The organism is Nitrospinaceae bacterium, assembly GCA_018669005.1.
In the GTDB taxonomy this organism is placed as follows: Bacteria; UBA8248; UBA8248; order UBA8248; family UBA8248; genus UBA8248.
Map to the genome: position 1 here is coordinate 1 of JABJAL010000121.1, position 20,100 is coordinate 20,100.

Below are 20,100 nucleotides of genomic sequence, written 5' to 3' on the forward strand. Positions count from 1 at the left end.
CCGCCCGCTACATACCAAACCTTCTGTTCTACGAGGGCCCGACTACGATCGAATTTCATCCCTCAATATTCGTCAACGTATCGAGCACCCTTGAGAAAAAAGTTCAGGCCCTTAAGGAGCACGGCTCGCAGGTAACGAAAACCAACATTCCAAAGACCAATATTCTCGAAATGGCTGTCGCTACCGCCACCTTCCGAGGCACCCAAGGCCGGGTGGGCGCAGCCGAAGCCTTCCTCTCGGCCCGTCTGTTCCTCGATCCTTGAGCGACAAATGACTATCCCCCACTCACGCCCCACCCTCGGTGATGAAGACGCTCAAGCGGCGCTTGAGGCGATTCACTCCGGTCAGTTGGCCGAGGGAGCGCGCGTAGCCGATTTTGAGGCGAAAATGGCCTCCTATCTCAGCAGGTCGGGCGGCGTCGCCGTGAGCAGCGGAACCGCCGCACTGCATCTGTCTCTGTTGGCGACAGGCGTTGAGCCCGGCGATACGGTTATTGTTCCCAGCTACAACTGCGCCGCCCTCGCACAAGCCGTCGCCCACGCCGGGGCGCGGATGCGGCTCTGCGATGTGGACCCCGCTACCGGAAACCCCACGGCGGAAACCATCTCAAGTGTGGGCACGGGCGCACAAGCCATTATAGTGGCGCATGTTTTCGGGGCGCCTGCCGAAATCGAAAAAATCACCGCCATAGGGCCTCCTGTTGTCGAGGATCTGGCGCAAGCCCTAGGTGCGAGTCTTCCCGGCGGCAAGGCGGGGAGTTTTGGCCAACTCGCGGTGTGCAGCTTCTATGCGACGAAACTCATGACCGCAGGCGGCGAGGGTGGGATGATTCTCGGAGACGACGCGTTGGCACTTGAGAAGGCACGAGATTCACGCTCCTATGATGAGCGGGGTGATCTCGCCCCCCGCTGGAATTACAAACTCACTGACCTACAGGCAGCCATTGGCCTGGCTCAGCTATCCAGGTTCGAGGAATTCATCAAGCGCCGCCGCGAGATTGCCGCATTTTATGACGAACACTTGGCGCAATCACCACTCGAATTACCCACAAACGCCACGGGCGGGCATGTTTATCATCGCTATGTAGTCGGCCTACCTGATAGTTGGATAAAGGAGCGTGGCGCAGAGTCTGTCGAGCAGGCCATAGCAGAATTTAAAAAAAATGGAATATCCGCCCGGCGGCCTATATACAGACCGCTCCATGTATTAACGGGCGAATCGGGCTTTCCGGGCGCAGACGACGCTTGGGCACGTCATTTATCGCTTCCGATATTTCCCACAATGACCGATGATGAAGCGGACGCCGTAGCGAAAACCGCACTTTCAATATTTTAAGGCGAGGCACTAGATGAGCAGCGAAACCCACGATTCGCGAAAACTTGGTCTGGGCTATGGTTTCACTTACGTTTACGGGTTTTCTTTTCTTCTGCTGTTCTTCTCGATGCTGCCTCAAGTGAGGAATTGGTTGCTCTCTCGCGACCTGTTGTGGTTCTACCTCCCCGGGGTGGCGTTTCTCGTCTCATTTTTCATTACCCCGATAGTGAGGATCATCGCTTTTTGAATCGGAAGCCTCGACATCCCGAACGAGGAGAGAAAAATCCACAGCAACCCCACCCCCTTGATGGGGGGCCTTGCCGTTTTCATTGGGGCCGCAGCAGCCGCTATCATGAGCAACATCTATTCGAGTGAAATCATAGGCATCTCGGTCGGCTGCCTGATAATGCTCTTGATCGGCATCTGGGACGACATGCGCGACCTCTCCTCGCGCATTAAAATTCTCGGCCAACTTCTCGCCTGCACCATCGTCGTATACTCGGGCGTGCGTCTCTCTTTTATGCCCCCTACTCTATGGGGAGATTCTGTCGAAGTTATCCTGACGTTCATCTGGCTCATCGGCATAGCCAACGCGCTGAATTTTCTAGACGGCATGGATGGCCTCGCTACCGGATTAGGCGCCATCGCCTCTTTCTTCATTGGCCTGACCGCCTATCAGACCAACCAGCCTAGCCTGATGTTCATGGGCCTCGGGCTCATGGGTGCGTGCCTGGGTTTTCTTCCCTTCAACCTTCGAGCAGACAAACCCGCCCTAATCTTCCTCGGGGATGCCGGCAGCACATTCATCGGTTTCTTTCTCGCCAGCATGGGAGTCCTAGGCCAATGGGACACACATGACCCGATCAAGGCTTTTTCCGTTCCTGTGTTGATTTTGGGTGTTCTGCTGTTCGACATGACCTACACATCGGTCATTCGCGTATCGTCAGGAAAGGTCAGCAACATCCGGCAGTGGCTCGACTACGTGGGCAAGGATCATATCCACCACCAATTGAGCGCCCTTGGGCTCACAAACCGCCAGACGGTTTTCTTTATCTACCTTATCGCCAGTTCTCTGGGTATATCGGCCATTGTCCTGAGAAACGGTCAACTGGTAGACGCCATTCTGCTGGTCCTCCAGTGCTTCAACATTCTCTTTATGATGGTAATTTTGATGCAGAAGGGCGCCGAGAAGAAAAACCTCGACAAGGAATAGGATACTCAGCCATTCAGCAAACGTACGAGTGGCGCCTCAGCATGGTAGTCGATCACACAAAATGAACCGAGACCCAGTTCGATTCTGAAAAAACTCTCAAGCGGCGCACCAAGCGCGTCACAGACAATCACACGGTTCACGGCGGCATGCGCCGCCACGACGGCCACCCGCCCTGCCGCCTTGCGCCGGACCGCCTCCATGGCCGGGCGCACACGCGCCGCCAGATCCGCCAGCGCCTCGCCCCCAGGGGCTTTAGAGGTGACAAAATTTTCATAGTGGCGCTTCATGCGCTCAGGATCTTTTTTCATCAAAGACTCGTAGCTCTCCCCTTCCCAATCGCCAAGATCGAGTTCGATCAAATCATCAACAACACTGGGCTCGTTGGTGCTCACCTCTGATGGAAGAGCAGCACAAAAGATCTCGGCGCTTGTCTTTGCCCGCAAAAGCGGACTTGAGAAAACAAGAACCTCGCCAGTAGATTCCAGCCAGTGGGCCGCCCGCCGGGCCGCGTCTTTTACCTGCTCCTCTCCCTCGGGCAGCAGTTCCACATTCGTTCGAGAAATAAAAAGCGCTTCCCGCGAGCCCCCAGCTGCTCCATGCCGAAGCAATACAATCCGAGTGAGCTGGGCCTCTTTTTCGGGAAACGAGGTCGTCGGATCCTGAACCTGTCCAGTCACGGCATACTCCCCAACGGTTTTGAATTTGGATGAAGACAGAAAATAAGAGTATGCGTCCGGCAGATGTGGTATCGCCCGATGGCACATTAACCCGGCAGCTACTCTTTCACGGCGACGGATATATCCCGTATGCCGGCAGAAAAACTAATGCCCATGATGCGTACAACGAACCCATAGTCGAGGCGTTTGTCAGCCTTGATGATAAGAGTGCGCTTACCGGGCCGGGCCTTGGCCTCCTTAAGCATGCGTTCAAGTGCCTCGATGGTGACACTCTTTCCGTTGAGTGAGAGTTTTTTCTCAAGGCCCACTTCAAGGAGGAAATTCTCTACCCGCTCGACCTCAGTGCTTTTGCTCGATTCGGGCAGCAAAATATCCATCCGGCGGGTGAAATCAACAAACGAGGTCGAGACCATGAAAAAGATCAGGAGCAAGAAAACCACGTCGATCAACGATGTAAGCTGAAGGCTATAGTCTTCCTCAACTTTTGACGCAAAACGCATCTAACCGTCACCCTCCCCGGGCTCCGGGTCGGGCTCCGAGACAGAGGCCGAGCGATCGGCAGGCCTTATCGTGGGCCTTCTAGCGCTGCCATCCTGACCGGACTGGACCGTAATAATATGAAGAAACTCAAAAGCAATGGTTTCAATCTCAAAAAGAAAGCGGTCGCCTCTTGCCTTGAAAAAGTGATAGGCCGCGAGCGAGGGGATTCCAACGAGAAGACCGGCAGCCGTGGTGAGTAAAGCCTCCGAGATTCCCCCTGCCACGAGCCCCGGATTTCCTGTGCCGTACTGACTGATCACGTCAAAGGCCCTGATCATGCCGATAACCGTCCCGAAGAGACCGAGCATCGGCGAGAGGTTGGCAATAACACCGAGGGTGCGCAAATTGCGCGAGAGCACTGTCGCCTCATGCTGGCCGGTGCCGACCATAGCGCGCTCCATCTCTCCAACTCCAAGGTGCCGCCGCGAGAGCGAGGCCCGCATAATTCGCGCAAAAGGCACCTCGTAGCGCTCACACAGGCGCACCGACTCATCATAATCGGACCGCGTCAGATGATTCTCCAATGCCGAGACCAGCTCATCGGGCATCACCTTGTCGCGCTTTAGAGAGATTATCCGCTCAAACACGACGGCCACCGAGATGACAGAGCACAACCCGATGGGAATCATCGAATACCCCCCCTTTTTAAGGAGGTTCCATAACCCGGCAGAAAATACAGGTTTCACGCCGCCTACGGACGCGCCGCTCAAGGTCTCGCCGACCGTAGCCGCAACCGCCCAACCGGCCGCAAAAATCGCCACCGCTATCGCCAACAATATGAAAAATCGTCTACTCAAGTCCCTTGTCTCCAATCATGCGCTCTCATCCTTTGCCCGGGCCAAGGAGGAAAACCGGCATGTGATTTCACCGGACCATGAAATTTCCTGCTCAAATACATCAGCCACAATCGGGCGAAGAGATTCGGCCACTTCATCCAAATGGCATGGGCTCCCCAACAATTGTTCCAGCGTCGTCACCTGCGCACCAACTTCGCCGCAGGGATGAATCATCTCGAAAAATCGAAGATCGGTTGATATATTGAACGCTACCCCGTGAATCGTCACCCACCTTCGGGCACCAACCCCGAGGGAGAGGATTTTCTCCTCGTCCACCCATAGGCCGGGCATGCCCTCTCGGCGGCGGGCCGCAATATCAAAGCCAGCAAGATAGCGAAGGAAAACCTCCTCAAGCCGCCTACAATGGGTATGAACATCCCGCTCACGATCTTTTAGATCGCATATGGCGTACATCATTAACTGGCCGGGCCCGTGGAAGGTGACTTCACCTCCCCGATTTATACGGAACAAAGGTATCTCGCCGCCGCCTGCCGGTGATTCGCGGGAAAGGATATTTCCTTCTGCGCCCCCCGCCCCCAGCGTGATGACAGGCTCATGCTCCATAAAGAGAAAAGTATCTTCTCTCAGGCGGCCCTCGGCCCGCTCTTCCCAAATATTTTTCTGGAGCTCCCAGGCGCGCTCGAAAAGCATCTGCCCCAGATATCCGGCACAAATGCCAGGATATCCATTTTTCGCCGGGGGATCACTCAAAATAAACGGCCTCGGTGCCCACCAATTCGCTTAGCTCCGACGTCAGCTCCTCGGTCGGCAAAACGACATAATCCTTGCCAACCGAAATTTCGACTTCACGATCTTCAAAATGAACGAAGAGCGACACCGGGCAATCGCCCGGATGCCTCACCAGAACGTCGCGTACAGCATTAAGCCGGTTGAAGCCCTGCTCGCCAGGATGAATCTGAAGAACCATTCTCTTGGCATTATCTTTTTCCCACTCCGAGAGAAGCGCTATCGACTGAATCAACACCTGCGTGCCGTCATCTGAGACCTCGGCGTTTCCTTCAATAAATACGGGCTCCTCGGTGTCCAGAAGTAGATAATTTTGATCGAACACGCTCGGGAACATCACCATGTCCGCCGTACCGTCCTGATCCTCCATCAAAAGTGTGGCCATTCGCTTTCCGGCTCGTGTGGTTCGTATCTTCGAGGAGCGAATGAGCCCCGCCATCCGAACCTTGCGGGAGGCCTCAAGCTCACCAAGCCTTCGCGAGTCCATGTTTGTAAATCGTCTGATAACCGTCTCGTGGTCGCTCAATGGGTGGCCTGAAATATAAAAGCCAAGCACATCACGCTCAAAACCGAGGCGATCAATATCCTTCCATTCAGGAACATCGGGAAGCGGGCGCGTGGCCAGCGATTCGTCTTCCGAGGAAAACAGGTTCCATTGCCCGATTTCGGCACTCTTGCGCTCGCGGGCCGTAGATTCCATCACTGACTCAAGCGCCGCCACCGCTTGCGCCCGACCCACACCGAGACTATCAACCGCCCCTGCCTTTATGAGGCTCTCCACCGATCGGCGATTGAGTTGTTTGTGATCCACTCGGCGGCAAAAATCCTCGAGCCCCCCGAAGGCACCGTCCGCCCCCCGGCTCACCAAGATTCCATCCACCATTCCCTCGCCAACATTCTTGACCGCCGCAAGACCAAAACGGATGGACTCGCCCTCGACGACAAAATCCTTCTGGCTCGCGTTCAAATCTGGCGGGAGAACGACAATGTCCATCTCGCGGCACTCGGAGATGTCCTTAATGACCTTGTCCGGATTATCGCGGTCACATGTAAGCAGCGCAGCCATAAATTCACGCGGGTAATGGGTTTTCAAATAGGCCGTCTGGTAGGCAATAAGCGCATAGGCAGCGCTGTGGCTCTTGTTGAAGCCGTAGCCTGCGAACTGCTGAATCTGATCCCATAGGTGTTCTGTTCGTTTACGGTCCTTATCGCGCTCGACGGCACCTTCGACGAAGTCGCGCATTTGCTCGGCCATGAGCTCGGGGCTCTTTTTTCCCATCGCCTTTCGAAGCACGTCGGCGCGCCCGAGCGAGAAGCCAGAGAGCACCGCCGAGATCTGCATGACCTGCTCCTGATAGACCATGACCCCGTATGTGCTCTCCAGAATAGGCTTCAACTCATCGAAATAGCAGTCAATCTCGGCCCGGCCCTGCTTGCGGTTGATGAAGGTATCAACCATGCCGCTGTTGAGCGGCCCCGGCCGGTAGAGGGCCACCATCGCGATCAAATCCTCAAAAGTGCTCGGGGCGAGCTTTCTTAAGTACTCGCGGATTCCCCGGCTCTCAAGCTGAAAGATGCCCGTGGTGCGTCCACTTGAGAGAAGCTTATAGGTCGCCTCGTCATCGAGCTTGAGGGTTTCCATGTTGACCTCGCCACCAGCGCTTCGAATGAGCTTGACCGCCCGATCGAGCACGGTGAGGGTCTTGAGGCCCAGAAAATCCATCTTCAGCAGGCCTAGGCCCTCGACATCCTTCATGTCGAATTGGGTGACTAGCTCCCCTCCGCTTCCGCTGCTCTTGTAAAGCGGCAGATAGTCGGTGAGATCCGAGGGTGCAATGACGACGCCCGCCGCGTGGGTTCCAGCGTGGCGAATATTCCCCTCCAGGTGGCGGGAAGTTTCGATAAGTTTGTGGATATTAGGATCGCGAACCGAGGCTTCCTTGAAGCGCGGCTCTTTTTCGAGTGCGCCGTCGAGCGTGATTCCCAACTCGTTGGGCACGAGCTTGGCGATGCGATCCACCTCGCCGTAGGGCATGTCCATCACACGGCCCACGTCGCGAAGCACCCCCTTGGCCAGCATGCTTCCGAACGTGATTATCTGGCAGACGTTGTCGGTACCGTATTTCTCTTGAACATATTTGATGACTTCATCGCGCCGGTCCATGCAGAAATCGATGTCGATATCAGGCGGGCTAATTCGCTCGGGGTTGAGAAAGCGCTCAAAGAGAAGCGAGTACTTGATCGGGTCGATGCCAGTGATGCCAAGCGCATAGGCCGCCACACTCCCTGCCGCCGAGCCCCTTCCCGGTCCGACAGGGATGTCCTGCTCCCTGGCATATCGGATGAAATCCGAGACGATCAGGAAATAGCCCTCGTAGTCCTGCGAGTTGATGACGTCGAGTTCCATCGCCAGCCGCTCGCGGTAGGGCACCGCCTCTTCGCCCTCGATGGCCAGAAGCGCAAGGCGATCTTCAAGGCCCTTTTCGGCCAGGTTTTTGAGGAGCGTTTTTTTCGTCTCACCCCCAGGCGTTTCGAAATCCGGGTAGTGGGAGCCTCCGAAGTTGAAATCGAAATCACACTGCTCGGCGATAACCAGCGAGTTTGAAATAGCCTCAGGCACTTCAGCAAAGAGCGCCGCCATCTCATCGGCGGATTTTAGGTAAAACTCCTCGCTGTGAATCTTCATTCGGTTTTCATCGTTCAGCGTCTTGCCCGTCTGAATGCAGATGAGCACTTCCTGGTAGTTATGATCCCCCCGATTCAGATAGTGGGTGTCGTTGGTCGCGATTAAAGGAAGCTCTAGCTCCTTGGCGAGCGAGAGCACCTCGGGAATAACCTTTCGGTCCTCCTCAAGGCCGTGATCTTGGATTTCAAGATAAAAACGGCCCGGAAAAAGCTCCTTGTACCAAGTTGCCGCCTCGACAGCAGCACTCCGATCGCCCTTCAAAATGGCGTCGTTCACCTCACCGCGCAGGCAGGCCGAGGTGCATATCAAGCCCTCGGCCCGGCTCTCAAGAATATCCCGGTCGATTCGGGGGTAGTAGTACATGCCCTCGGTGAAGCCCAGCGTCACCAACTCGCACAAATTTTTGTAGCCCACCTCGTTTTGAGCGAGAAGGACCATATGCCAGGAGCGCCCACCGGCTCGCCCGGTCCCTCGCTCTAAACGACTTCCGGGCGCTACATACACCTCACACCCAATAATGGGCTTAACACCCGCCTTCTTGGCCGACTGGTAGAATTTCACGGCCCCAAACATGTTGCCATGGTCAGTCAGCGCCACCGCCGGCATGCCCAGTTCCTGGACACGACCCATTAAATCTTCAATGCGAGTGGTCCCATCCAAAAGGCTGTACTGGGAATGAAGATGCAAATGTACAAATTCGGCGGCCATTGGCCCTACTCCCACTCTATTGTCCCGGGCGGTTTTGAGGAGACATCGTACACGACACGGTTAACACCGCGCACCTCGGAAATAATGCGGCCAGCAGCGGCGTCGAGCAAATCATATGGAAGCCGCACCCAATCTGCCGTCATGCCGTCCTGGCTGGTGACGGCACGCAGGGCCAGCGCATTTTCGTAGGTGCGCGAGTCCCCCATCACCCCAACCGTGTTGACCGGCAAAAGGACGGCAAACGCCTGCCAGGTTTTATCGTACCAGCCCATTTCCCGAAGCGTTTCGATGAAAATCGCATCTGCCTCGCGGAGGGTATCGGCGCGAGATTCGGTCACCTCGCCCAGAATGCGGACGGCCAGCCCCGGTCCCGGGAACGGATGCCGCCAGAGTAAATCGTGAGGAATACCCAATTCCTCGCCAGCTGCACGCACCTCGTCTTTGAAAAGCTCCCGCAGGGGCTCGATCAATTCAAATTTCATATCCTCGGGCAGACCGCCAACATTATGGTGGCTTTTGATCATTGCCGAGGGGCCTTTGAAGGACACGCTCTCGATAACATCGGGATAAAGCGTCCCCTGGCCCAAAAATTCAAACGTGCCCAGGCTCTTTGATTTTTTTTCAAATATACGGATAAACGTCTCGCCAATACGCTTGCGCTTCACCTCGGGGTCCGTCACCCCGGCAAGGGTGCCTAAGAATTCGGCGCTCGCATCGACATGCTCAAGATTCACCTCCAGGCGGCTCCCGAAGGTTTCGATGACCTCTTCGGCCTCGCCCTTTCGGAGCAGCCCCGTATCGACGAACACACAGGTGAGCCTGTCTCCTATAGCACGATGAATGAGCATGGCGGCTACCGAGGAATCCACTCCGCCCGAGAGACCGCAGATGACATTCCCGCCGCCCACCTTCTCGGCAATGCGCTCGACGGCCTCATCGATAAACGAGCGCATCGTCCAATCGCCCCGGAAGCCACATACACCGAACACGAAGTTTTCTAGAATTTCCTTGCCCCGCGGGGTGTGGACGACCTCGGGGTGGAACTGGATGCCCCAGAGCTGATTGTCCTCCGATGCCATGGCCGCGACCGGCGAGCCGTTCGAGTGGGCCAGCGGCCTAAAGCCCGGCGGCGGCGCCTCGATCGAGTCTGCGTGGCTCATCCAAACTGTTTCATTGCCCGGCATGTCCTTGAAAATACCCGCCGCCTCGTCCACCACAAGCTCGGCCCGACCGTACTCTCGCTCATGCACAGGACCCACGCGCCCTCCTAGAAGGTGGGTCATGAGCTGCATACCGTAGCAGATGCCAAGAACGGGAATTTGCTTGTCGAGAAGAGCGGCGTCGATGGTGGGCGCACCCTCGTCATGGACACTTGAGGGCCCGCCCGAGAGGATCACCCCCCGGCACTCCGAAGTCAGGTACTCACTCCAAGGCCGGGTGCAGGGATGAATCTCGCAGTACACACCAAGCTCGCGAACGCGCCTGGCAATCAACTGGGTGTACTGGGAACCAAAATCAATGATTAAAAGCTGCTCTCGCATATCTCTCAGCGGGTATAGAATTCCTGAAAAAGAACCCCCCGGACCTTTCCGTGAATAAGCTGCTTATCAAGTTTCGCGACAAGCCGGCGTCGTACGCGATCACGCCCAGCCGGCGTCGAAAGATCGCCTGCTGAACTTCGACTGTAGTGTAGGTATATCAACTCGCGAATCAGAGCACGCTTCGAGTTGAACTCCGATGCAGCCGCTTTGGTCGACACCAAAAGATTCAACGAGAAGTTCAAAAATGTGATAGCCGCTTTCGTGCTCCTCCCCCCCTTGAGAGGGATGAAAAACGGATGATTAACCGGCACAGTCAGACTCAAGCCCGTATCAACCTCAGGAGGCAGGGCCTTTCCAGCAGGCTTCCCCGAGTCCGGCGGCAAGCTCGCTTCATCGGCCTCCCCTTCCCCAACGAGGGGCGTCTCAGTCGGTGCAAATTTCTTTTTAGACTTAGGTGCTCTTATATTGGCCTTGAACGTGCCTTCCTGGCCTTTCACCTCGGCCTCTTTTTCTTCCTGAATGGGAACCAGAACGGTGCGAAGGTCGCGCTTGGGCTTTATAAGAGCCTCCTGTTTTTCCTCAACTTTTTCATCTTTCTTTTCAACTTTCGTGGCCTTGGCCACCTCCTCAGGTGGGCGAACAAGCCCCCGACGGGCAATGAGGGCAAAACTCCACCCCAGCGACATGATCAACACAACTCCCACTGCCGGTACGACGTAGTACTGAAGTACCGGAAACCCTTTTTTCTTCTTGCGGGGGGCTTTCTCTCCGGCCGCATCCTCGAACTGAGCCTCGGTATCTCCTTCGGGCTCGAATTCAGGCTCCGCCTCCTCTATCTCAGCAGATGGTGGCGCCTCATCGAAAGAGGTTGCATCGTCCTGCTCAGTTTCAGTCGGCTCCGCACCCGATGGCTCTTCTACAAGGTCATCATCGCCGCCCAGAAATAGATCATCAGCTGAATCTATTTCTGTCTGTCTGGATTCACCGGCCATAGCGTATTCTCGAATTACTCAGGGGCGAAAAATTACTTGTCGTACTCAAAACCACTCAGGCGGATAAAAAAGGAAAACCTGGAACCCTCAGAATCAGTCCCGCTGATAGTTCGGCGCCTCGCGCGTAACGAACACATCGTGCACATGGCTCTCTCGCAACCCCGCCGATGTAATCTGGATAAATTCCGCGTTCTGGCGCAACTCCTCGATATTTCGGCAACCGGTGTAGCCCATGCCCGCGGCCACGCCACCCATCAACTGAAAAATTGTTGCCGATATAGAACCCTTGTATGGCACCCGGCCCTCTACACCCTCAGGAACCAGCTTCGTGTCGCTGAAGTGCTCACCGTCCTCGTAGCCGTTCTGAGCATCCTGGAAATAACGGTCCCGGCTAATGCCCGAGCCCATGGCGCCCACGGAGCCCATTCCTCGATATACTTTGTAGGTTCGTCCCTGATAGAGCACCTTTTCGCCTGGGCTCTCATCGACCCCGGCAAAGAGGCTTCCGATCATAACAGCGTGTGCGCCGCCGGCCAGGGCCTTGACGATATCGCCTGAAAATTTAATTCCGCCGTCGGAAACAATTTTCTTGCCCTTCTCCTCGGCGGCGGCCGCGCAACTCGCAACAGCCGTCAACTGGGGCACGCCCACACCGGCCACCACACGGGTGGTGCAAATCGAACCGGGCCCTACGCCCACCTTGATAATATCGGCACCCGCGGAGATCAGATCGCGTGTGCCCTGTGCTGTGGCAACGTTACCGGCCATCAAGTTAACGTCCGGGAACTCTTTCTTAATTGCCTCGACTGCCATGAGCACCCGCTTTGAGTGGCCGTGCGCGCTGTCCAGCACCAACAAATCCGCCCCCGCCTTCACGAGAGCCGCTACGCGATCTTTGCTATCGGCCGAGATGCCTACAGCCGCCGCCACTCGTAGGCGCCCGTACGCGTCTTTCGCCGATTTTGGGTAGCGCCGAACTTTTTCGATATCTTTCAAAGTAATCAAACCCTTGAGATTGTAATTTTCGTCCACAACCAAGAGTTTTTCAATTCGGTGCTTGTGGAGCATGCCCTTGCTCTCCTCAAGCGTTGTTCCCTCGGAGACGGTGATTAGATCCGATTTGGTCATTAACTCCGATACGGGTCGATCAAGATTCGACTCGAAGCGCACGTCACGGTTCGTCAGAATGCCAACGAGCCTCTCCTCCTCGGTAATAGGAACACCCGAGATGTGATAGGACTCCATCACACTGAGCGCTTCGCTGATTTTCTGACCAGGCCGCATCGTGATCGGTGTGTTGATCATCCCGCTTTCGGAGCGTTTTACGCGGTCCACCTCGTCCGCCTGCGCCTCAATCGAAATGTTTCGGTGTATGACGCCAATTCCGCCCTCCTGGGCCAGCGCGATGGCAAGCTTTGACTCTGTCACGGTGTCCATCGCCGCGCTAATGATGGGGATTCGAAGCTCTAAGCCCTCGCACAGTTCGACCTGGAATTCTGCGTCCTTCGGCAAGACATCCGAGGCCGCAGGCAGGAGCATTACGTCGTCAAAGGTGAGCGCTAATTCTGGGGTCCTCAACATGCTTTGCTCTTCTCTTTGTGTTTTAAGGAAAAGGGTATCGGCCAGAAAATCCCTGGCAAGCGAAAACAGGATGCAGGAGGCTCCCATCGTCCCCGGCCCATTCGCACCGGCAAACCCATGAAACCCGACCACATTCCGTGAAATTCAAACAGGCGGCAAATAAAACAAAGGACTTAAAATCAAATACTTATGTAGCTTAAAGGGGAATTTCCCCATTCACCTCATCACCACACCTGAATTTTCGTTCCAGCCATGACGAATGTCAAGGCGAAACAACCTGCCAGACCCAAGAGGGCCGCCTCTCAACTCACCTCAAAAAACGATGACGCACCGGCCCCTGCGCAAGTAGCAACATGACGGGCCGCCCATGCGGGCAAGTCCATCGCCCCGGGGTCTTGTCAATCTCCTCGACGAGCACTGCCACCTCCTCTGGATGCAACGAATGCGCCGCCTTGACCGCGCCCTTGCAACTCATTCGGGCAATGATGCCATCAATCAGATCGGGAAAACTCATCGGGCCCTCAAGATCGGCGAGACCCTCGACCACCCGCCGAACAGCGCCCGCCGGGTCCCGGTCGGCCAGCAAGGCAGGCACAGCCCGCACGAGATACTCTCCGGCCCCGGCCTGCTCAAGCTCAAAACCCGAGCGCTCAAGCGTCTCGCGGTGCTCATCGAGCAACAGCGACTCCTCGGGCCGCAAAGATATGTGCTGAGGAACCAAAGCGGCCTGGCTCTCCACCGCCCCATCTCGAAACTGATCGCGAAACCGGTTGTACAGAACCCTCTCGTGCGCAGCATGCTGATCCACGAAGACAAGTCCTTGCGCCGACTCGAAAAGCAGGAAACACCCAGCCCACTGCTCAAGGTAGCGGCACTCTGCAAGAAGAATCGGATTAGAAGGATCGGGCGGCTGAAGTATGCGGTCAAGCGGCATGGCAACCGAGGCAAGAGAGCCCCCCTCATTCCCCTCTGTGGGCTCACCTGCAACCTCAAAAGGCCCGGTAGAACCAGCAAAACTCCCGCCGCCCTCCTCGGCGATGGGCGCATCGTGCCGCATACCGAAATTGCCCTTGTCGCCAACCCGGCCAATCTCTTTTCTGCCGACATAGCCGCCCCCGCCCAGCAATTCGGGTCCCCTGGACGCCGAGGCAGAAAAATCCGGGGCCTGAAAGTTTGAATCCGAAGGAATACCAGGCTTGTTAATAATGAGTCTTGATCTTTGAGGCGGCGCGCCGAGTCTCGACTCAACAACTTCTTGCACAAAATCGTGAACCATCGGTCCACGCCTGAAGCGAACCTCTTCTTTTCCAGGGTGAACGTTGACGTCCACCTCCTCGGGCGCCAACTCAAGAAACAGAGCAAACACCGGATGCCGCCCATGAGGTAGAAAACTCCGAAAGGCGCTTGATAGGGCGTGAACCAGAAGGCGGTCCCGAACGGGCCTGCCATTCACAAAAAAATACTGGCCATCGCGGTTCGAGCGCGTAAGAGTGGGCGCCCCAACCCATCCGCTTAGAGAAACACCATCTCTTTCGGTACCCGTCAATTCGATCAGGTGCGGGATGGCTTCCTTTCCAAGAAGCCCCGCCGCTCGCTCAAGGCGATCCTCGGAGGGTTTTAAATCAAAAATCACTCGCTCTGCATGACGAAGGATAAACGCGGTTTCGGGATGCGCCATCGCAGCGCGACTGACAACCTCTACGCAGCGGGCAAGCTCCGTGTTTTTTGTTTTGAGAAACTTACGCCGCGCCGGAACATTATAGAAAAGCGAGCGGATGTCGATTTCGGTGCCGTCGGGGGCGCCCATTTCAATAACTCGAAGAAGCCGACCACCCTCAATTCGCACCTCATTGCCGAGAGACTCACCTGCCCGGCGCGTGGTAAGCACCACCTTGCTCACGGCCGCAATACTCGGAAGCGCCTCGCCGCGAAAGCCAAGCGTCCGAACACAATAGAGATCTTCCTCGGAGGTGATTTTACTCGTTGCGTGCCGCTCGAAGGCAAGGAGCGCATCGTCTCTGCCCATTCCCTCGCCATCGTCCCGGACTCGAATGCGACGTGCGCCGCCGGATTCAAGATCCACCACGATTGAGCTTGCCCCGGCATCGAGACTATTCTCGACCAGTTCCTTGAGCGCTGACGCTGGCCGCTGAACCACTTCTCCGGCGGCAATTTGGTTCGCCAGCTTCTCGGGCAACACCCGTATCCGGCTCGCTGTGATCATTGGAATCGTCCCCAGGGCGTGGATCGATAATCCCCGAATATAGTGGTAGTGTCAAGAGACAGACCACAATATTTAGTGGTTTTCACCGTATATCCATGATATACGGATAGAAAATAACCGCACCAGGGGAGCGTGACAGTCCCCCTTTCGGGGTGTAGATTTCGGGGAATTACGCACCCGTTGGTTGAATTGAGCTTCCAATAAGGAATATCTCCATGAATTCAGACCTTTCCGGCTTCGCCAAGGCGCTAGAGGTAATGGCCCGTCTTCGGGCGCCAGATGGCTGTCCTTGGGACCGTGAGCAGGACCACCAAACTCTCAAGCCCTATATTATCGAGGAGGCCTACGAGGTCATCGAGGCTATCGACTCAGGCAGCAACGACGACCTTCGCGAGGAGTTGGGCGATCTTCTCCTTCAGGTCCTCTTCCACTCTCAACTGGCACAGGAAAAAGGGCTTTTCAACGCCTCCGAGGTGGCCGAAAAACTTGCCGATAAGATGATCGACCGCCACCCCCATGTATTCGGTGAAGACCAGACAGACACGACAAATCAAGTCCTTCGCAACTGGGAGATATCAAAGCGCAAGGTCCGCGCTGATCGAGGTAAAAACAACGGCGCCCCCTCGATTCTCGACGGGGTGCCCCTCGGCATGCCAGCGCTTCAACGCTCTCACCGACTTCAGAACAAGGCGGCCCGCGTCGGTTTCGATTGGCCCGATGCCGATGGCGCGGGTAAAAAACTTGAAGAGGAATGGGGTGAACTCAAAGAAGCTGTGGCCCAAGGAGATCAAGATGCCATCGAATCCGAGATGGGCGATTTTCTCTTCTCTGCGGTGAACTACTCAAGAAAACTAGGCGTCAACGCTGAGGATTCGACACGCTCGGCGATATCGCGTTTCATTTCCCGCTTTCACCACATCGAATCCACTCTTCGCGACCGCGGCATCAGCCCCGAGGAAGTTCCGCTCAATGAACTCGACAAGCTCTGGAATGAAGCCAAATCAGCCGAGACACAGGACCTAGAATGACCCGGCGCATCCCAAACAATTCCTCTAGCGCCTCCCGCCACAATCGGATGAAAACGCAGTCCCAGGGCGCCCTTTTCCCGGACACCGGCGGCACCCTCGTCGGCTCCGTCGAGCGCATCCGTTTCCGGGCGGATGACACCGGCTATACCGTTCTCGTCGTTCAGCCGGACGGAGATTTTCCACCTCTTGCTGTGGTCGGCTATCTCAGCAGCATCCAGGAAGGCGAGCGCATCGAGTTCGAGGGAGAGTGGAAAGAGCATCCCCGATTCGGCAGACAGTTTCAGGCCATCGCCTCGAAACACATCATTCCAACAACCGCCGAGGGGATAGAGAAATTCCTTGCCTCGGGCACCCTCAAGAACATCGGCCCCGCGCTGGCAAAACGCATCGTCGCCCGCTTCGGCGAAGAATCCCTCGATGTCATCGAAAACGAACCACGCCGTCTGCTGGAAATTCCAGGGTTGGGCGAGAAGAAACTAATCGGAATGGTCGAAAGCTGGGAGAGCCAGAGCGAGATCAAAGAAGTGATGCTTTTCCTCCAGACCCACGATGTGCCTCTCCATATGGCCGAGAAGGTCTACCGCGCCTACGGCTCGGCGGCCATTCAGGTTCTGCGCGAAGACCCTTACCGACTGGCCACCGATATCTATGGCGTGGGTTTTCGCACGGCGGATCGCGTCGCCCAAAAAATTGGCATTCCGACCGACTCTCCCAGGCGCTGTGAGGCCGGGGCGGTTTATGTGCTCAACCACCTAGGGGAGAGCGACGGGCATGTGTACGTTCCAATGGATGAGCTCCTTACCCGGGCCGCCGAGATTCTCGAGGTTTCCCGCGAGCAGGTAGCCGAGGCGGTGGAATCACTCCGCAAGAGCGGCGGAATCATCGTCGAGGATATCGGCATTCCGGCAACTGGCGACGAGCCCGGGGCGGCAACGGGGCAAAGCGCCGTTTACGCGCAGACCTATCATGCCGCTGAAACGGAGGTGGCCCGAAGACTATCGACCTTGATGACGGCCCCCCGAGACGAGGCGAGACTTGAGGCGGCCCTACAGGGGAAGGGAGCTAGCGGCAGCACGATCAAAGAGCGCCTGAGCGCAGTTTCAAAACGCGCCATCGAGGGAGGCATGGCAACCGGCGAGCAGGCCCGCGCCATTGAGGGAGCGATTGCCGAAAAAATACTCGTCGTGACCGGCGGGCCCGGCACCGGCAAAACAACAATAATCGAGGCCGTCACCCGACTCTACAGTGACCTGGGTCTAAAAGTGCTTCTCGGGGCGCCAACGGGCCGCGCCGCCAAGCGCCTCTCTGAGGTCACGGGGCACGAGGCAGCCACGATTCACCGGCTTCTTGAATATACCTGGGCCTCGGGCGGCTTTTTACGAGACGCCTCACAACCACTCGTTGCAGATGCGGTGATTATCGATGAGGCATCGATGATGGATATTCACCTGATGGCTCATCTACTGCGCGCTATCCCAGACGCGGCCACCTTTGTCCTCGTCGGGGACGTGGACCAGTTGCCCTCGGTCGGGCCTGGAATGGTATTAAGTGACGTGATCGAATCAAAGGCACTACCCGTCGTGAAACTCATGGAGGTTTTCCGCCAGTCGAAAGAAAGCCTTATCGTCGAGAATGCCCATCGGGTAAACCGGGGGGAAATGCCTTTTGAGCCCAAGGGGGCAGAGGAACTTCGCGACTATTATTTTATCGAGGAGAACGACGCCGAGCGCTGCGTGGACATTCTCGTTGAGCTGTGCCGCGAGCGGATTCGCCAGCGCTTCGATCTCGACCCCATTGCCGATGTGCAGATCATCTCCCCCATGCAACGAGGAACCCTGGGCGTTCAGAAACTCAACGCCAGACTTCAGGAGGTTTTGAACCCGCCGGGGGCGGGCGGCTCGATCCAGAGCGGGGGCCGCTCCTTCAGACCAGGGGATAAGCTGATACAGACCCGGAACAATTATGAGAAAAACATTTTCAACGGCGACATCGGCATCGTTGTATCCGTCGACCCCTCCCAGGGCTCCATGCGCGTGAATTTTGATCCGAATGTTATCGACTACACCCAAAGCGCACTCGATGAGGTCATTCACGCCTATGCGGTCACCATCCACAAAAGCCAGGGGAGTGAATATCCGGCAGTCATTATTCCCCTGCACACGCAGCACTACCCCATGCTTCAGCGGAACCTGGTCTATACCGCCCTCACCCGCGCGAAAAAGCTTGCCATTTTCATTGGCTCAAAAAGAGCGCTCGCCATGGCGGTGAAGAACGCAAAAGTGCGCCGCCGATGGAGCCATCTCGCCGGCCGGGTGAGGCAAAACGCGGGGCTTGCCCCACTGCCTATGGCAATACCAGAGGTGAGGAATTCAGTAAATTCGGTTGACTCAGAGAAATCAGAGAAATCGGCGAAAACGATGCCGAACGATTCTGCTAATGAGAAAGAGGACGTTTTAGAGAAAAAAAAGGATGAATCGAACACGAGTTGGGATGAGCGCCCACCCGATTCAACCTACGAGGCTGGCGCCGGGGAGGAGGATTTGGGCGAGAATGGAGATTTTGACGAGGATGACTCATCTCCTACCGGGGGCGAGCTAACCTACCACCCGATTGATGGTGAGTAGCACTCGCTCCCTGGTGCGAGTTGCAACCCTCGTGGAGAAATAATTTATTTAGAAAATTTATCGAGAAGAAAGACTTTCAAGAAAACCATGTCTTACAGGAAAAACCACGCCTTGCAGAAAATCTCCGCAATTAGAGAAGCGCCTCTATCAACCGGAATACGAGCATCGTTGCGCCCGCCGCAAAGGGAATTGTCAGGAACCACGACATAACGATGTTGCGGATTACCCGAAGGTTGAGCGCCTGGACACCGCGGGCCATTCCCACGCCAATCACGGCGCCCACGATGGTGTGTGTAGTCGAGATGGGAAGCCCCATCTGAGAGCAGATTAGTACGGTGGTTGCTGCGCCAAACTGGGCGGCGAATCCATTTTGGGGAGTGATCTCGGTGATGTGGCTTCCGATGGTGGCGATGACTTTCCAGCCCGCAATGGCGAGCCCGGAAACAATTCCCGCACCTCCCATCACCAACACCCACCATGGCACAACAACTTTCGCCGCAACGGCGCCTTGTTGATAGACCCCAATAACAGCTGCGAGGGGGCCAACAGCATTCGCCACATCGTTTGCCCCGTGCGCAAAAGCCACATAACCACAAGTCGCGACCAAGAGGAATTTAAAGAATCGGTCCGAGAAATCCTCCTGGCCCTTGCCCCGTCTTGAGAACCAGTACCTCGAGCCTATGAACACGAGCGCGCCGATGATGGCACCCAACAAAAGAACGGTCCAAAAAGTCACAGGGAGCTTGAGGTTTTTAATTCCCTTAAAAATAAACGATTGGATGAAGACAACCACAAAGACAAAGAGAATATAGGGGGCATAAAATCGACAGGACTCGTTTTGATCCCTTGAGGCCAGAATTTTCACACGAACGAAATAGAAGATGCCAAAGCCCAGGATACCTCCCGATACCGGCGAAACAACCCAGCTCATCACAATGCTGAAAAGTGTGCCGTAGTTGAGGCTGCCGGCCCCTTTGGCGACCAGCCCAAATCCGATGACCGCCCCGACGATGGAGTGCGTGGTTGAGACGGGCAATCCCAATAATGTCGCCGCATGGAGCCAGAGCGCCGCGCCCAGAAGGGCCGCCGTCATCCCCAACATGAACTCCTCGGGATTTCCCGCAAAGATGGCGGGATCAACTATCCCCTTGCGAATGGTGGAAGTGACCGAGCTGCCCACCAATATCGCACCCGCAAATTCGGCGATGGCCGCTATCCAAATGGCTTTCTTAAGAGAAACGACACCGCTTCCAATCGAGGGGGCCATTGAGTTGGCCACATCGTTGGCACCAATGTTCCAAGCCATGTACAGGGCAAAAATACACGCAAGAGTGACCAATAAAAACGCAGTAGTCATGTCATATCTTCATGGAAAGCGGTTAATAGATT

At 56.1% G+C, this 20,100-nt stretch carries 16 protein-coding genes; 6 read left to right on the forward strand and 10 right to left on the reverse strand.

Features of this window, described 5'->3' with window-relative positions; genetic code table 11:
- From HOJ95_17885 to HOJ95_17900, 4 genes are all read left to right on the forward strand, one after another.
- A partial coding sequence (locus HOJ95_17885) for a hypothetical protein (GenBank protein ID MBT6396565.1) occupies positions 1 to 263 on the forward strand: 263 nt, incomplete at its 5' end.
- 7 nt (positions 264 to 270) lie between these two features.
- Positions 271 to 1,335: a DegT/DnrJ/EryC1/StrS family aminotransferase gene (locus tag HOJ95_17890; GenBank protein MBT6396566.1), complete on the forward strand. Its 1,065-nt coding sequence runs from the start codon at positions 271 to 273 to the stop codon at positions 1,333 to 1,335.
- 13 nt (positions 1,336 to 1,348) lie between these two features.
- Entirely contained in the window at positions 1,349 to 1,561 is a 213-nt protein-coding gene (locus tag HOJ95_17895) for a hypothetical protein (protein ID MBT6396567.1), read from the forward strand.
- Positions 1,562 to 1,666: 105 nt separating this feature from the next.
- Entirely contained in the window at positions 1,667 to 2,527 is an 861-nt protein-coding gene (locus tag HOJ95_17900; GenBank protein ID MBT6396568.1) for an undecaprenyl/decaprenyl-phosphate alpha-N-acetylglucosaminyl 1-phosphate transferase, read from the forward strand.
- 5 nt (positions 2,528 to 2,532) lie between these two features.
- On the opposite strand, the gene HOJ95_17905 is transcribed toward HOJ95_17900, so the two are convergent.
- The 9 genes from HOJ95_17905 to mutL form a co-directional block, all read right to left on the reverse strand.
- Positions 2,533 to 3,204: a histidine phosphatase family protein gene (locus HOJ95_17905; GenBank protein MBT6396569.1), complete on the reverse strand. Its 672-nt coding sequence runs from the start codon at positions 3,202 to 3,204 to the stop codon at positions 2,533 to 2,535.
- Positions 3,205 to 3,302: 98 nt separating this feature from the next.
- Positions 3,303 to 3,704 (reverse strand): biopolymer transporter ExbD, encoded by a 402-nt coding sequence (locus tag HOJ95_17910; GenBank protein ID MBT6396570.1) that lies wholly within the window; start codon positions 3,702 to 3,704, stop codon positions 3,303 to 3,305.
- Positions 3,705 to 4,541: a MotA/TolQ/ExbB proton channel family protein gene (locus HOJ95_17915; protein ID MBT6396571.1), complete on the reverse strand. Its 837-nt coding sequence runs from the start codon at positions 4,539 to 4,541 to the stop codon at positions 3,705 to 3,707.
- A 15-nt stretch (positions 4,542 to 4,556) separates the two neighbouring features.
- On the reverse strand, positions 4,557 to 5,291 hold the full coding sequence (gene lipB / locus HOJ95_17920; GenBank protein ID MBT6396572.1) for a lipoyl(octanoyl) transferase LipB: 735 nt from the start codon (positions 5,289 to 5,291) through the stop codon (positions 4,557 to 4,559).
- Positions 5,284 to 8,721, reverse strand: a complete 3,438-nt coding sequence (gene dnaE / locus HOJ95_17925) for a DNA polymerase III subunit alpha (protein ID MBT6396573.1) — start codon at positions 8,719 to 8,721, stop codon at positions 5,284 to 5,286. The genes lipB and dnaE overlap by 8 nt, the downstream gene beginning before the upstream one ends.
- 5 nt (positions 8,722 to 8,726) lie before the next feature.
- Complete coding sequence (gene guaA, locus HOJ95_17930; protein MBT6396574.1) at positions 8,727 to 10,262, reverse strand: glutamine-hydrolyzing GMP synthase; 1,536 nt, start codon at positions 10,260 to 10,262, stop codon at positions 8,727 to 8,729.
- A gap of 5 nt (positions 10,263 to 10,267) precedes the next feature.
- Positions 10,268 to 11,254, reverse strand: a complete 987-nt coding sequence (locus HOJ95_17935) for a flagellar basal body-associated FliL family protein (GenBank protein ID MBT6396575.1) — start codon at positions 11,252 to 11,254, stop codon at positions 10,268 to 10,270.
- A 93-nt stretch (positions 11,255 to 11,347) separates the two neighbouring features.
- On the reverse strand, positions 11,348 to 12,835 hold the full coding sequence (gene guaB, locus HOJ95_17940) for an IMP dehydrogenase (protein MBT6396576.1): 1,488 nt from the start codon (positions 12,833 to 12,835) through the stop codon (positions 11,348 to 11,350).
- A 307-nt stretch (positions 12,836 to 13,142) separates the two neighbouring features.
- Positions 13,143 to 15,059 (reverse strand): DNA mismatch repair endonuclease MutL, encoded by a 1,917-nt coding sequence (gene mutL / locus HOJ95_17945; protein MBT6396577.1) that lies wholly within the window; start codon positions 15,057 to 15,059, stop codon positions 13,143 to 13,145.
- 215 nt (positions 15,060 to 15,274) lie between these two features.
- Between mutL and mazG the strand changes: the two genes are divergently transcribed.
- Both mazG and HOJ95_17955 read left to right on the forward strand, forming a co-directional pair.
- The gene (mazG, locus tag HOJ95_17950; GenBank protein MBT6396578.1) at positions 15,275 to 16,087 is read left to right on the forward strand and encodes a nucleoside triphosphate pyrophosphohydrolase; all 813 of its coding nucleotides are present in this window, start codon (positions 15,275 to 15,277) and stop codon (positions 16,085 to 16,087) included.
- Positions 16,084 to 18,711: an ATP-dependent RecD-like DNA helicase gene (locus tag HOJ95_17955; protein MBT6396579.1), complete on the forward strand. Its 2,628-nt coding sequence runs from the start codon at positions 16,084 to 16,086 to the stop codon at positions 18,709 to 18,711. Before mazG ends, HOJ95_17955 begins: the two co-directional genes overlap by 4 nt.
- A gap of 130 nt (positions 18,712 to 18,841) precedes the next feature.
- Here the strand turns inward: HOJ95_17955 and HOJ95_17960 are convergent, their stop codons facing one another.
- Positions 18,842 to 20,068: an inorganic phosphate transporter gene (locus HOJ95_17960; GenBank protein MBT6396580.1), complete on the reverse strand. Its 1,227-nt coding sequence runs from the start codon at positions 20,066 to 20,068 to the stop codon at positions 18,842 to 18,844.
- Between the last annotated feature and the right edge of the window lie 32 nt (positions 20,069 to 20,100).

Excerpts from the sequence above, each read along its gene's own strand:
- HOJ95_17890 (MBT6396566.1), top strand. The coding sequence starts at position 271 with ATGACTATCCCCCACTCACGCCCCACCCTCGGTGATGAAGACGCTCAA.
- HOJ95_17895 (MBT6396567.1), top strand. The coding sequence starts at position 1,349 with ATGAGCAGCGAAACCCACGATTCGCGAAAACTTGGTCTGGGCTATGGT.
- HOJ95_17900 (MBT6396568.1), top strand. The coding sequence starts at position 1,667 with ATGAGCAACATCTATTCGAGTGAAATCATAGGCATCTCGGTCGGCTGC.
- HOJ95_17910 (MBT6396570.1), bottom strand. The coding sequence starts at position 3,704 with ATGCGTTTTGCGTCAAAAGTTGAGGAAGACTATAGCCTTCAGCTTACA.
- dnaE (MBT6396573.1), bottom strand. The coding sequence starts at position 8,721 with ATGGCCGCCGAATTTGTACATTTGCATCTTCATTCCCAGTACAGCCTT.
- guaA (MBT6396574.1), bottom strand. The coding sequence starts at position 10,262 with ATGCGAGAGCAGCTTTTAATCATTGATTTTGGTTCCCAGTACACCCAG.
- HOJ95_17935 (MBT6396575.1), bottom strand. The coding sequence starts at position 11,254 with ATGGCCGGTGAATCCAGACAGACAGAAATAGATTCAGCTGATGATCTA.
- guaB (MBT6396576.1), bottom strand. The coding sequence starts at position 12,835 with ATGTTGAGGACCCCAGAATTAGCGCTCACCTTTGACGACGTAATGCTC.
- mutL (MBT6396577.1), bottom strand. The coding sequence starts at position 15,059 with ATGATCACAGCGAGCCGGATACGGGTGTTGCCCGAGAAGCTGGCGAAC.
- mazG (MBT6396578.1), top strand. The coding sequence starts at position 15,275 with ATGAATTCAGACCTTTCCGGCTTCGCCAAGGCGCTAGAGGTAATGGCC.
- HOJ95_17955 (MBT6396579.1), top strand. The coding sequence starts at position 16,084 with ATGACCCGGCGCATCCCAAACAATTCCTCTAGCGCCTCCCGCCACAAT.
- HOJ95_17960 (MBT6396580.1), bottom strand. The coding sequence starts at position 20,068 with ATGACTACTGCGTTTTTATTGGTCACTCTTGCGTGTATTTTTGCCCTG.